A 12,555-nucleotide genomic window follows, 5' to 3' on the forward strand; every position below is an offset into this window, starting at 1 on the left:
CCTTGACGCTGTAGACGTGGGCTGCAACACCCTGCAGACATGGGCCTATACAGGCTACTGGGAATATAGCAACGGTTGAAGAATTCACAAGCCAGGTCTTGCGCTTGCGGCATGCATCCCTTCACATGCCAGGCATGCGGTTCAGATCTTTCTGCGGTTGGCAACGGCTACAAAGCCGATGACGGCAAAGGCAAAGAACCAGCCGGCAGTTGAAACAGGAATGATACTGTTCTGATTTATATACGAATCTGCCGCGCGCGCAGCGCCACTCAGCATTACCAGCAAAAACATCGATTTGATAATCAGAGTCGTGCGCATACACCCCTCCAGAAAACAGGAAAAATCAAATAGTTATTAGCGCGGTGTGGCGGGAGTTGTTTCTTTGTTGACTTGAGCTTATGGGCACAATGACATTACGTCAATGATCCGACACCATAATAAAATTCAATGGGCGATGGGGGCTTTCGTCAAAATATCGACATGCAATTTATGCAAGGGCGCGCTATCAGGGCGGAGGCTGCGTTTCACGGCTGAGAACGCATAGGGGGCATGCCCTGCCCCCAGAGGTTTCACTCGTCTGCGTGGTGAACCACGACCAGCAACTGCGCCGGCGTGACACCTACCGAGCGTAGCCGGTGCGGCGTCTGGGCGTTGAAATGAAGGGCATCGCCCTGTTCCAGCAGCACCCGTTCGTTCATGAAGTCCACTTCCACCTGGCCAGCATGCACGAACAGGAACTCCTCGCCCTGGTGTTCCTTGAACGTGGGGTCACTGAATTCGGAGGGTGGCTGAATCAGGAACGGCAGCAGGCTGCGTTGGCCGACCTGGCTGGTGAGGGCCGCGTATCCCGGCCCTTGCCCATCGCCTACCAACGCCTGGCGCTGGCCATGGCGCACCAGGCTGTAGCGGCTCTGCCCAGCCTGTTCTTCGGCGAACAGCTCTTCGACATTGACGTTCAGCGCCCGTGCCAGTTTCAGCGCCGCCGCGATCGAGGGCGTGTTGAGGCCGCGCTCGACCTTGGACAGGTAGCTTTTGGTCATGCCGGTCTTTTCGGCGAGCATTTCCAGGGTCATCCCCAGTTTCTTACGCAGCAGTTTCAATCGAATAGACATGTAACGCGTGTTTCCCAGGCTGAGGCAGCCATGATACGCGTCTGAAAGCTGACGCCAAGCCTGCAGGGATGGCCTTCAATCAAGGCATCACTGGCGGTACGTACTGCAACGTCGTACCCAGTGCCCACAGCAACACCAGCACCAACGGCACATGCACCAGCAACTGCACGAACGAGAAGCCGATCAGGTCGCGCGCCTTGAGCCCCAGTACGCCCAGCAGCGGCAGCATGTAGAACGGGTTGATCAGGTTCGGCAAAGCTTCGGCGGCGTTGTAGATCTGCACCGCCCAGCCCAGGTGGTACTGCAGGTCATTCGCCACCAGCATCACGTAGGGGGCCTCGATGATCCACTTGCCACCGCCCGAGGGGATGAAGAAGCCCAGCACCGCCGAATACACCCCCATCAGCACGGCATAGGTGTCATGGGTGGCAATCTGGGTGAAGAACAACGAAATATGGTGGGCCAGGGTCTGTTCGTCGACACCCTTCACCTGGGTGAGGATGGCGGCGATCGAACCGTACAGCGGGAACTGGATCAGCACCCCCGTGGTGGTCGGCACGGCACGCGCCACCGCGTCAAGGAAACTGCGCGGGCGCCAGTGCAGCAAGGCACCGAGCATGATGAACAACAGGTTGTAGGTGTTCAGCCCGGAGATAGCGGTAATCGCCGGCTTGGTGGCGAACTCCTGGTACAGCCAGCCAGCGGCCAGGGCCACCAGCAGCAGAATCAGGATGGGGCTGTGCTCCAGCCACTCACCTGGGCGGGTACGTTGCGGTGCGGGCGGCGCCGTGAAGGTGGGGTCGACACCACAGTCTTCAGCGCTGCGTGCACTGTTCGGGCCCGGGGCGGTGGCGTAGGCGATCACCAGCGAGACCACCACCAGCGCCGCCAACATCACGCCGGACTGCCAGAGGAAAATGGTTTCGGTGAACGGGATCACCCCAGTAATCGACAGGATCGAGGGTGGCAGGCTGGCCGGGTTGGCTTGTAGCTGCGCCGCCGACGATGACAGGCCCAGCGCCCACACCGCGCCCAAGCCCAGGTAGGCAGCCGCACCGGCGGCGCGGTAGTCCATTTTCAGGTCGGTGCGCCGCGCCAGGGCGCGTACCAGCAAACCACCGAACACCAGCGACAGGCCCCAGTTGAGCAAGGAGGCCAGCATCGATATCAGCGCTACCCAGCACACGGCCGAGCGACCGTTGCCGGGGATGCGCGCCAGGCGATCGATCAGACGCGCGGCGGGCGGCGAACTGGCAACCACATAGCCACCAATGACCACGAAGGCCATCTGCATGGTGAACGGGATCAAGCTCCAGAAACCGTCGCCAAACGCTTTGGCGGTGTCGGTCGGCTTGGCCCCCATGGCCAGTGCGCCAATGCACACCAGCAGCACCGCCAAGGCGGCGAACACCCAGGAATCGGGGAACCAGCGTTCGGCCCAGTTGGAGCAGCGCAAGGCAAAGCGCGCGGAACGGCTGTCTTGAATTTCAGCGGCCACAGTTGAATTCCTTTTATTGGTTTTATGAGGTGACACGTGTTGCCAGAAAACACAAAACCCTGTGGGAACAGCCATGCCCGCGAATGCATCGGTAAATTCACCGCAGCATTCGCGGGCACGCCCGCTCCCACAGGGTAGGATCGTGTAATGCCTTAGAAGGTCATTTCCTTCACATCATCCGGCACGATCAGCTTGCCGGCGGTTTTCTCGATGATTTCCTCGACGCTCACCCCCGGCGCAGTCTCGCGCAGGATGAACGCGCCGTCTTCGATTTCCAGGTAGGCCAGGTCGGTGAGCACCTTGCGGATGCAACCGGCACCGGTCAGCGGTAAGCTGCACTGGGGCAAAAGCTTGGACTCGCCATCCTTGGAGGCGTGGGTCATGGTGACGATGATGTTGTCGGCGCCAGCCACCAGGTCCATGGCGCCACCCATGCCCTTGACCAGCTTGCCCGGGATCATCCACGAGGCGATGTTGCCCTGCACGTCCACCTCGAAAGCACCCAGCACGGTCAGGTCGACGTGGCCACCACGGATCATGGCGAACGATTGTGCCGAATCGAAGATCGAGGCACCGCGGCGGGCGGTGACGGTTTGCTTGCCGGCATTGATCATGTCGGCATCGATAGTGCTTTCGGTCGGGAATTCGCCCATGCCGAGCAGGCCGTTTTCCGACTGCAGCATCACATCCATATCGGCCGGTACATAGTTGGCCACCAGGGTCGGAATGCCGATGCCCAGGTTGACGTAGTAGCCGTCCTTCAGTTCACGGGCGACGCGTTGTGCCATCTGTTCGCGGGTCAGTGCCATGGTCAGGATCTCTTTGTTGTTCTGGTGATGGCGCTCAGGCCTTGACGGTGCGCTTTTCGATACGCTTTTCGAAGGTGCCGACGATGACACGGTCCACGTAGATGCCCGGGGTGTGGATTTCGCTGGGCAGCAGCACGCCCGGCTCGACGATTTCTTCCACTTCGACCACGGTGATCTTGCCGGCGGTGGCCGCCAGCGGGTTGAAGTTTTGCGCGGTGTTGCGGTACACCACGTTACCGTAGTGGTCGGCCTTCCAGCCCTTGACGATGGCGAAGTCACCGGTGATGGATTCTTCGAGGATGTACTTGCGGCCCTTGAACTCGCGCACTTCCTTGCCGTCGGCTACCGGTGTGCCGTAGCCGGTGGCAGTGTAGAACGCCGGGATGCCGGCCCCTCCTGCGCGCATTTTTTCGGCGAGGGTGCCCTGCGGGGTCAGTTCCACTTCCAGTTCGCCGCTGAGCAGCTGGCGCTCGAACTCGGCGTTTTCGCCCACGTAGGAGGCGATCATCTTGCGGATCTGCCGGTCTTCCAGCAGCACACCCAGGCCGAAGCCGTCGACGCCGCAGTTGTTGGAGACCACCGTCAGGCCCTTGACGCCACGCCGCTTGATTTCGCTGATAAGGTTTTCCGGGATGCCGCACAGGCCAAAGCCACCGGCCAGTACCGTCATGTTGTCGGTCAGGCCTTCGAGGGCCTGTTCATAGGTTGCAACGCGCTTGTCCAGTCCGGCCATGCTGATCCGCCTTTTGTAGTTGTTGAACCGACGAGGCTGTCGGTGAGCGTGTGCAGACATCTTCACCGCAAGCGACTGATTTGTTAATTTTGTTTTCGTCATCGATTGATAACTTTTACAAAACAAACAATAGGCCCGACATGAACGTCAAGCAACTGCGCGCCTTTGTCGCCGTGGCCAAGTACCAGAGCTTCGCCCAGGCCGGTGAACACCTGCATGTTTCGCAACCGGCCTTGAGCCTGACCATCAAGGCCCTGGAAGAAAACCTTGGCGGCGCCCTGCTCAGCCGCACCACGCGCAGCGTCAGCCTGACCGCCGAAGGCGAAGTGCTACTGCCACTGGCACGGCGCCTGCTGGCCGACTGGGACGACACCGAGGAGATGCTGCGCCAGCGCTTCACCCTGCAACTGGGCCGCGTGTCGGTGGCGGCCATGCCGGCCTTCGCCGGCAATTTGCTGCCCCATTCGCTCAAGGTGTTTCGCCAACGCTACCCCAAGGTCAACGTCACCGTGCATGACGTGATCAACGAACAGGTACAGGAACTGGTTCGCCATCGCCGCGTCGAACTGGGCATCGGCTTCGAGCCGGATAACATCGATGGGCTGGACTTTCACCCGCTGTACATGGACCGCTTCGTTGCAGTGCTGCCCGCCGACTCACCCTTGGCACTGCTGCCCCAGGTCAGCTGGGCACAGCTGATGGCCGAAGATTTCGTGGCCCTGCAACGCCCTTCGGCGGTGCGCCTGCTGATGGAGCAGAATGTGGCGGCCCAACACGGCAAGCTGGCAGTGGCCTTCGAGAGCCACCAGCTGACAACCATTGGCCGCATGGTCGCCAGCGGCCTGGGGGTCAGTGCAGTGCCGGCGCTGTGCATCAACCAGATGCAGGAGCTGGGCGCCCGTTGCGTGACCTTGGTCGAGCCTGTCGTCGAGCGGCGCATTGGCGTGATTGCGCTCAGCGAGCACCAGCTTTCCACCGCAGCGCAAGCGCTGCTTGAAGTTCTGCTTTCCAATACCCGCATCCCGGAGGTGACATGCGTTATGTGAAACTGGCAGGTACGCAGGTCCCGGCCATCGGCCAGGGCACTTGGTACATGGGGGAAGACCCTGCGCGCAAGGCTGACGAAGTGGCGGCCCTGCAACAGGGTATCGAGCTGGGCCTGAACCTGATCGACACCGCCGAGATGTATGCCGAAGGGGGGGCGGAAGAAGTCGTTGGCCAGGCCATTGCCGGGCGCCGCGAGCAGGTGTTTCTGGTCAGCAAGGTCTACCCGCACAATGCCGGCCGCCGCAACATGTCGGCCGCCTGCGAACGTAGCCTCACGCGCTTGGGCACCGACTGCATCGATCTTTACCTGTTGCACTGGCGAGGCCAGCACCCGCTGGAGGAAACCGTCGAAGCCTTCGAACGCTTGCGCGAGCAAGGCAAGATCAAGCGCTGGGGCGTGTCCAACTTCGACGTCGATGACCTGCGCGAACTGCACAACCCTGACTGTGCCACCAACCAGGTGCTGTACAACCCGGCCCAACGTGGCATCGAATTCGACTTGCTGCCGTGGTGCGAAAAGCGTGCATTACCGACCATGGCCTACTGCCCGCTGGCCCAAGGCGGGCGCTTGTTGCAACACCCGGTACTGGCAGAAATCGCCGAGCGCCATGGCGCCACACCGGCCCAGGTTAGCCTGGCCTGGGTGACCCGTGATGACGGGGTGGTTGCCATCCCCAAGGCGGTGACGCCCGAGCATGTGCGGCTGAATGCGGCTGCGGGTGCGCTGACCTTGACCCGCGAAGACCTGCGAGCGATTGATCGGGCGTTCCCGGCACCCACGCGCAAGCAGCGGTTAGCGATGGTCTGAGTGGTAGCACTGCTAATTGTATGAGCGGCCTTGGGCCGCTCATACAATTAGCGTACGGTTAATGAAAATCCCGGCTACGCACATCCAGCCCTTGCAACAGCGGGCTCACATCCTCCAGCCGCCGTGCAATCAAGTGCCGCACACCATTCTCCTGCTCCAGCCGCCCACTGACCTTGAGCAGCTGAGACCCCACCAAGGCTCGCCGCTGCCGTTCGGCAATATCCCGCCACACCACCACGTTGACCATCCCGTGCTCATCCTCCAGGGTAACGAAGGTCACTCCACTCGCGGTCTGGGGCCGTTGGCGGCCTACTACCAGCCCGGCCACGGCAATGGTGTCGCCATGCTCGACACCTTGCAGCTCACTCGAGCTACGACACCCCAGCGCCCTCAGGCGTGAGCGCAGCAGGGCCAGTGGATGCGGGCCAAGCGTAGTACCGAGGGTTTGATAATCGGCTACCAGGTCCTCGTCCACGGTAGGTGCAGGCAAAGCCACCGCCACTTCCGGCAAGGCTTGCACGTCGGCGAACAACGGCAGCTGCGGCTGCACCGCTGCCACCTGCCAGCGTGCCTGATGCCGATCGCTGGCCAAGGCCCGCAGCGCTCCGGCATCGGCCAGGCGGGCTCGGGCCCGTGAGTCGAGCCCGGCACGCAGGCACAGGTCTTCGACGTCGCGCCATGGCCGTTGCGCCCTTGCCTGCTGCAAACGCCTGGCATCGGCTTCGGCCAGGCCACGCACAAGGCGCAAGCCCATGCGAATGGCCAACGTGCCATGCTCATCAGGCTCGAGGGTACAGTCCCATTCACTGTGGCAAACGTCTACGGGCCGCACCTCGATACCCTGGCGGCGAGCCTCCTGCAGCAACTGGTCAGGGCTGTAGAAGCCCATCGGCCAGCTGTTGACCAACGCACACGTGAAGATCGCCGGCTCATGGCACTTCAACCAACTGCTGGCGTAGCACAGCAGGGCAAAACTGGCCGCATGCGATTCAGGGAAGCCATAGCTGCCAAAGCCCTTGATTTGCTCGAAGATGCGCTGGGCAAACGCCAGCTCGTAACCGTTGCGCAGCATGCCCTGTACCAGCCGCTCGCGGTGCGGTTCCAGGCCCCCATGGCGCTTCCAGGCCGCCATGCTGCGGCGCAACTGGTCAGCCTCGCCCGGCGTATAGTCGGCTGCGACCATGGCCAGTTCCATCACCTGCTCCTGGAATAGCGGTACACCCAACGTACGTTCGAAGACTGCCTTGAGTTGCGCGGACGGGTACGTCACCGGCTCCTGTTTCAGGCGCCGGCGCAGGTACGGATGAACCATGTCGCCCTGGATCGGACCGGGGCGGACGATGGCCACTTCGATGACCAGATCGTAGAACGTGGTGGGCCGCAGCCTGGGCAACATGGCCATTTGCGCGCGTGACTCGATCTGGAACACACCCATGGTCTCGGCGCGGCTGATCATGGCGTAGGTGGCTGGGTCTTCGCTGGGGATGGTCGCCAGGGTCAGCTGCCGGCCACGGTGGCGCTGCAGCAGGTCGAAGCAACGGCGCAAGGCACTGAGCATGCCCAGCGCCAGCACGTCGACCTTGAGCAAGCCGACCATGTCCAGGTCGTCCTTGTCCCACTGGATCACCGTACGCTGCGCCATGGCCGCATTCTCCACTGGCACCAACTGGTCGAGCGGTTGCTGGGAGATGACGAAGCCACCTGGGTGTTGCGACAGGTGCCGGGGGAAGCCGATCAGTTCACCAGCAAGTACCAGCACCCGCCGCAGCGAAGGGCTGCCGGCCTCAAAACCGGCCTCGGCCAGGCGCTGCTCATCGGGTATACGGTCGCTCCAGCGGCCACAGCACTTGGCCAATGCATCCACCTGGTCGGCAGGCAGCCCCAGCACCCTCGCCACATCCCGCACAGCTCCGGCGGCATGATAGGTGTTGACCACCGCCGTCAGTGCTGCACGGTGCCGGCCATAGCGGCGGAACACGTACTGGATCACTTCTTCGCGTCGGTCATGCTCGAAATCCACATCGATATCGGGCGGCTCGTTGCGTTCGCGAGACAGAAATCGCTCGAACAGCAGGTGATGCTCCATAGGGTCGAGTTCGGTGATGCCCAGCACGAAACACACTACCGAGTTGGCTGCCGAGCCACGGCCCTGGCACAGAATGCGCTGGCTGCGGGCGAAAGCGACAATGTCGTGCACGGTCAAGAAATAGCTTTCGTAACCAAGCTCTTCGATCAACGCCAGTTCCTTGGCCAGCACATCGCGCACCTTTTCACTTGGCCCGTTTGGCCAGCGCAACGGCAAGCCCTGCTCGCACAGATCACGCAACCAGCTGGCCGGGGTGTGGCCCTCGGGCACCAGTTCGCACGGGTACTGGTATTTCAATTCGCTGAGGTCGAATTGACAGCGCTGGGCAATGGTCAAGGTCTCTGCCAGCAAGTTGGCCGGGTACAGTTCCCCCAGTTGCGCTTGGCTGCGCAGGTGCCGCTCGCCGTTGGCAAACAGAAAGCGCCCGGCCTCGTTTACCTGGCAATGCTGGCGGATGGCAGTCATGCAGTCCTGCAAGGCACGGCGGCCTCGCACATGCATATGTACGTCGCCACAGGCCACGGCGCGCACGCCCACATCAGCCGCCAGTGCCTGCAGACGCTGCAGGCGCATGGCATCGTCACAGCCCCGGTGCAGGTGCACGGCCAGCCACAGACGCTCGGCGAATACACTGCACAGCCATTCACCGGTGGCTTTATCAACACTGTCGTCGGCCACCCACAAGGCCAGCAGGCCTTGATGGTGCTGCTGCAGGTCGTCACGAAACAACTGGTACTCACCCTTCTCTGTCCGCCGCCGGGCACGGGTGATCAGTGCGCACAGGTTCTGGTAGCCGGTCAGGTTCTCGACCAACAGCACCAGCTTGGGCCCGTCGTGCAACTGCACCTCGCTGCCGACGATGAGCCGCAGCTGATGCGCCTTGGCGGCCTGCCAGGCGCGCACGATACCGGCCAACGTGCATTCGTCAGTAATCGCCAAGGCCTGGTAGCCTTGTTCGCGCGCGCGCCGGAACAGCTCATCGGCACTCGACGCACCGCGCTGGAAGCTGAAGTTGGACAGGCAATGCAGCTCGGCATAACCCGGCGTGCTCATGCGAACCAGCCCTGCAACCACAGTGGGCCGGCCTGGCTCAAGTCGCGGTAGGCCCAGCCGCGCAGGCCGTCACGGGTTTCGATATGGTAGTAATCGCGTCGCACATCGCCGCCATCCCACCAACCGGATTCGATGCGTTCAGCGTAACCCTGCACCTGATAGCCGGCGCCATCCAGCGCCATCGGTGCCGGCAGCAGCCAGCCTGGGCGACTGCCTGGGGCAACCGGCATGTGGCCTTGAGCGCCCTGCTCTGCCAGTTGCCAGGCGCATTCGGGGCGGTGATCGGCTGCCGCGCTTAGCCCCTTGACGGCCTCATCCCCCAGGCGCGCGCGCAGCCGCTCACGCAATTGCTCCCAGGGTTGCGCCTGTTGCGCCCGAGGGTCGAACAACGCCTGATGCTGTGGCACGAACGGTGGCAAGTCTTCGGCCACCAGCCGCAGGTTGCGCACCGGTGCGGGTATGCGTAGCGGCTCCAGGCGGCCACGGGCCAATTCGAACAACATCGACGCATCGCGTTCGGCCGCCAGCAGGCCAACCTTGAGCACCGTGTCTGGCCCCTCGGCATGCTCCAGATACAGGCAAAAGCGCTGCACCCCGCAGTCGCGCCCGGCCAGAAAGGCAGCAAGGTCGTTGAGCATGCGCCGCAGTGGGAACAACAGCGCCTGGTGCGATTCGACGTCGAAGTTCAGTTCGAGACGGGTTTCAAAGCGGTCCGGTGGCCGATAGAAGTCCAGCCCCAGGTTGCGCAGGCCTAGCAGCTGGTCGAGGTGCAACTGCACCTGGGCAGAAAAGCGTCTGGCCAACGTGTCGCGCGGCAAGGCCACTACCTGGCCCAGCTGGCGCAGGCCCATGCGGGCAAAAGCTTCGGCGGCTTCTGCCGGCAAGCCGACACGTGTGATGGGCATGCTCAACAGCGCTGCACGGGTGGCCTCGGCATCGCTCACGGCCAAGCCATCGTGCCCATTGGCAAGCATGCGAGCCGCCACCGGGTTGCTAGCCAGAACGATGCGTTGGCGCAGGCCCAGTTCTGCCAACTCCTGGCGCAGGCGCGCCTCGAACAAAGGCCAGGGGCCGAACAGTTGCAGGCTGGAGCCTACTTCCAGCAACAGCGCCCGAGGGTAATGCAGGCTGACCTGGGCACTGAAGCGGTAAGCCCAGGCTGCCAGCAGTTGCTGCACCTGGTCGATGCGTTTTGGGTCGACTTCGACGCAGGTGAAGCCATCCGCCAGGGCACGCGCTGCAGTCAGGGTTTGCCCGGCTCGCAGGCCCAGTGCAGCGGCGGCCATGTTGACCGACTGCAACACACGTCGCTGAGTCGGCCCGCCAATGAGTACCAAGGGGGTATCAAGGTCGTCACGCTCACGCAGCACGGTATCCAGCGCAAGCTGGGGGAGCAGAATGCAAGCCCAGAGCATGGCGCATCAGCCCCGCCCTGGGCAGGCAATGGGCAGCGCTGGAGGCATGCCACCACGGCTTTTCAGCACGCGCCATTGTGCCGGCCGAGTGTCGACGGCAATGCGCAGTGCTGCCGGTGAAGGGTTGTGCGCCGCCTGCTGCGGCCTGCAGGCGAATGCCAACGCCTGACCGGTTTCGGCGGCCACCTGCAAGCGCCGCAGGGCGCGGTCATCGGCGCGCTCCGGCCAGCACAGCACCGCCGCACAACTGCCCGAGCGCAGGCACTGCTCGGCGGCCCACAGGGCATCGGCAGGTTCGGCGTCCACTTGTACCAGCCAGCGCAGGTCCACACCTGCTGCCTGCCAGGCCGGTGCGTAAGGAATGAAGGGCGGTGCCACCAGCACTACGCGGTTGGCATCTGCACTCAGCCGGGCCAGGGTTGGCCACAGCAAGTGCAACTCGCCACAGCCGGGGCTGGCCAGCAACAGCTCGCTCAGTGCTGCCGCCGGCCAGCCGCCTTCGGGCAAGCGGGCGTCGAGGGCCGCATGGCCGGTTGGCTGCAACCCGAGTGGCCGCGCCTCGGCCTGCCGACCGCGCCAGATACGGCGCTGGTCGAGCAGCCTGTCGAGGTCGACCACCGCGCCCATCAGTCGCGCCTCAGCAGGCCGCAGAATACGCCTTCGATGAAGAATTCCTGTTCTGGCTGCACATCGATGGGCGCATAGGCCGGGTTACGGGGCAACAGCCGGTAATTGCCGCCCTGGCGTTGCAGGCGCTTGATGGTCACTTCGCCGTCCAGGCGCGCCACCACGATCTGCCCGTCACGGGCGTCGGCCTGTTGCAGGATGCCGACCAGGTCACCGTCGAAGATGCCGTCGTCGATCATCGAGTCGCCACGCACTTTAAGCAGGTAGTCAGGGGTGCGGCGGAACATGCTGGGGTCGAGCAGCAACTGTTCGTGGATATCGAGGTCCGGGCCTATGGGGGCGCCTGCCGCTACCTGGCCCAGCACCGGGATTTCGAGAATCTCCGGCCGGCGCAACGGTTCGGCCAGGCGAATGCCCCGCGCCTGGTTAGGCGTGACATCGATGTAACCGGCTTGGCACAGGGCGGTAATGTGCTTGCGGGCGACGCTGCGCGAAGCAAAACCGAAGCGCGTGGCGATATCGGCCAGGCTTGGCGGCTGGCTGTGCTCGGCAATGCGCTCGCGGATGAATTCGAAAATGGCGCGGCGCTTGGGGGTAAGATTGTCCATGGAGCACATTTGTACTCTTTTCGTGGCGCGCTGACCAGCCCCCTTTGTCGTCCACTTTGGTTATGATCCCTTGGCTTGTGTTTTTTTGATCTGGATATCCCATGCTGACCGCCCTGCTGTTCGACCTCGACGGAACCCTTACCGACACCGACCCCCTGCACCTGCAGGCCTTTCGCCAACTGCTGCGTGAGCACGACGGCCGTGAGCTGAGCCAGGCGCAGTTCGATGCTCAGGTCAGTGGCCGCGCCAATGGTGAACTGTTCGCCGAGCTGTTCAACGGCGCCAGTGTCGAACAGTGCCAGGCGTTGGCCGACCGCAAGGAGGCATTGTTCCGCGACCTGTCGCCGTCACTTGAACCCATGCCAGGCCTGCTGCGCCTGTTGGAGCACGCCCAGGCCCATGCCATCGGCATGTGTGTGGTGACCAACGCACCGCGACTGAACGCCGAGCACATGCTGAACGCCATGGGCCTTGGCCAGCGCTTTGAACATGTGTTGGTGGCCGAGGAACTGGCGCGGCCCAAGCCAGACCCGCTGCCTTACCTCACCGGGCTGCAGCAGCTGGGTGCCGAGGCCAGGCAGGCGCTGGCTTTCGAGGACTCATTGCCGGGGGTGACCGCTGCCAGTGGCGCGGGGATCTTTACCGTGGGCGTGGCAACGACGCAGACCGCTGAACGTTTGCTGGCGGCGGGTGCACAGCTGGTGATAGATGACTTCAACGACCCTGCACTGTGGGCCCTGATCGAGTCCATGCAGTAAG

At 63.1% G+C, this 12,555-nt stretch carries 12 protein-coding genes; 3 read left to right on the top strand and 9 right to left on the bottom strand.

All coding sequences use genetic code 11. The annotated features are described in order from the left end of the window. Positions 1–141 precede the first annotated feature (141 nt). The 5 genes from eppA to ACNQP3_RS14410 form a co-directional block, all read right to left on the bottom strand. Positions 142–318 carry an EPS-associated small membrane protein EppA gene (eppA, locus tag ACNQP3_RS14390; protein WP_012272368.1) on the bottom strand — a complete coding sequence of 59 codons (177 nt, stop codon included), beginning with the start codon at positions 316–318 and terminating at the stop codon, positions 142–144. 251 nt (positions 319–569) lie between these two features. Beyond that, positions 570–1,112 carry a helix-turn-helix domain-containing protein gene (locus tag ACNQP3_RS14395; protein ID WP_012272369.1) on the bottom strand — a complete coding sequence of 181 codons (543 nt, stop codon included), beginning with the start codon at positions 1,110–1,112 and terminating at the stop codon, positions 570–572. Positions 1,113–1,191: 79 nt separating this feature from the next. Next, positions 1,192–2,610, bottom strand: coding sequence for a short-chain fatty acid transporter (locus ACNQP3_RS14400; protein ID WP_012272370.1), 1,419 nt, complete (start codon positions 2,608–2,610; stop codon positions 1,192–1,194). A 152-nt stretch (positions 2,611–2,762) separates the two neighbouring features. Further along, on the bottom strand, positions 2,763–3,419 hold the full coding sequence (locus ACNQP3_RS14405; protein WP_012272371.1) for a CoA transferase subunit B: 657 nt from the start codon (positions 3,417–3,419) through the stop codon (positions 2,763–2,765). A 34-nt stretch (positions 3,420–3,453) separates the two neighbouring features. Next, positions 3,454–4,152 carry a CoA transferase subunit A gene (locus ACNQP3_RS14410; protein WP_004374230.1) on the bottom strand — a complete coding sequence of 233 codons (699 nt, stop codon included), beginning with the start codon at positions 4,150–4,152 and terminating at the stop codon, positions 3,454–3,456. 140 nt (positions 4,153–4,292) lie between these two features. Between ACNQP3_RS14410 and ACNQP3_RS14415 the strand changes: the two genes are divergently transcribed. After that, positions 4,293–5,198, top strand: coding sequence for a LysR family transcriptional regulator (locus tag ACNQP3_RS14415; RefSeq protein ID WP_069942606.1), 906 nt, complete (start codon positions 4,293–4,295; stop codon positions 5,196–5,198). Further along, complete coding sequence (locus ACNQP3_RS14420; RefSeq protein ID WP_012272373.1) at positions 5,186–6,007, top strand: aldo/keto reductase; 822 nt, start codon at positions 5,186–5,188, stop codon at positions 6,005–6,007. Before ACNQP3_RS14415 ends, ACNQP3_RS14420 begins: the two co-directional genes overlap by 13 nt. A gap of 58 nt (positions 6,008–6,065) precedes the next feature. On the opposite strand, the gene ACNQP3_RS14425 is transcribed toward ACNQP3_RS14420, so the two are convergent. The 4 genes from ACNQP3_RS14425 to lexA are packed head-to-tail and all read right to left on the bottom strand — an operon-like array spanning position 6,066 to position 11,805. Beyond that, complete coding sequence (locus tag ACNQP3_RS14425) at positions 6,066–9,146, bottom strand: error-prone DNA polymerase (RefSeq protein ID WP_264317270.1); 3,081 nt, start codon at positions 9,144–9,146, stop codon at positions 6,066–6,068. After that, positions 9,143–10,561 carry a Y-family DNA polymerase gene (locus tag ACNQP3_RS14430; protein WP_179027606.1) on the bottom strand — a complete coding sequence of 473 codons (1,419 nt, stop codon included), beginning with the start codon at positions 10,559–10,561 and terminating at the stop codon, positions 9,143–9,145. The genes ACNQP3_RS14425 and ACNQP3_RS14430 overlap by 4 nt, the downstream gene beginning before the upstream one ends. Before the next feature lie 6 nt (positions 10,562–10,567). Next, on the bottom strand, positions 10,568–11,188 hold the full coding sequence (imuA, locus tag ACNQP3_RS14435) for a translesion DNA synthesis-associated protein ImuA (protein WP_012272376.1): 621 nt from the start codon (positions 11,186–11,188) through the stop codon (positions 10,568–10,570). Continuing rightward, entirely contained in the window at positions 11,188–11,805 is a 618-nt protein-coding gene (gene lexA, locus ACNQP3_RS14440) for a transcriptional repressor LexA (protein ID WP_012272377.1), read from the bottom strand. The genes imuA and lexA overlap by 1 nt, the downstream gene beginning before the upstream one ends. 92 nt (positions 11,806–11,897) lie before the next feature. Here lexA and ACNQP3_RS14445 point away from each other — a divergent pair, with 92 nt between their 5' ends. Then, complete coding sequence (locus tag ACNQP3_RS14445; protein WP_264317271.1) at positions 11,898–12,554, top strand: HAD family hydrolase; 657 nt, start codon at positions 11,898–11,900, stop codon at positions 12,552–12,554. The last annotated feature ends 1 nt before the right edge of the window (position 12,555 follow it).

The organism is Pseudomonas sp. LFS074 (assembly GCF_047978165.1).
GTDB lineage: Bacteria > Pseudomonadota > Gammaproteobacteria > Pseudomonadales > Pseudomonadaceae > Aquipseudomonas > Aquipseudomonas putida_P.

Bases quoted from the DNA above. Each gene is read 5' to 3' on its own strand.
- lexA (WP_012272377.1), bottom strand. From the start codon at position 11,805: ATGTGCTCCATGGACAATCTTACCCCCAAGCGCCGCGCCATTTTCGAA.
- ACNQP3_RS14395 (WP_012272369.1), bottom strand. From the start codon at position 1,112: ATGTCTATTCGATTGAAACTGCTGCGTAAGAAACTGGGGATGACCCTG.
- ACNQP3_RS14410 (WP_004374230.1), bottom strand. From the start codon at position 4,152: ATGGCCGGACTGGACAAGCGCGTTGCAACCTATGAACAGGCCCTCGAA.
- ACNQP3_RS14405 (WP_012272371.1), bottom strand. From the start codon at position 3,419: ATGGCACTGACCCGCGAACAGATGGCACAACGCGTCGCCCGTGAACTG.
- ACNQP3_RS14415 (WP_069942606.1), top strand. From the start codon at position 4,293: ATGAACGTCAAGCAACTGCGCGCCTTTGTCGCCGTGGCCAAGTACCAG.
- ACNQP3_RS14430 (WP_179027606.1), bottom strand. From the start codon at position 10,561: ATGCTCTGGGCTTGCATTCTGCTCCCCCAGCTTGCGCTGGATACCGTG.
- ACNQP3_RS14445 (WP_264317271.1), top strand. From the start codon at position 11,898: ATGCTGACCGCCCTGCTGTTCGACCTCGACGGAACCCTTACCGACACC.
- imuA (WP_012272376.1), bottom strand. From the start codon at position 11,188: ATGGGCGCGGTGGTCGACCTCGACAGGCTGCTCGACCAGCGCCGTATC.
- ACNQP3_RS14425 (WP_264317270.1), bottom strand. From the start codon at position 9,146: ATGAGCACGCCGGGTTATGCCGAGCTGCATTGCCTGTCCAACTTCAGC.
- eppA (WP_012272368.1), bottom strand. From the start codon at position 318: ATGCGCACGACTCTGATTATCAAATCGATGTTTTTGCTGGTAATGCTG.
- ACNQP3_RS14420 (WP_012272373.1), top strand. From the start codon at position 5,186: ATGCGTTATGTGAAACTGGCAGGTACGCAGGTCCCGGCCATCGGCCAG.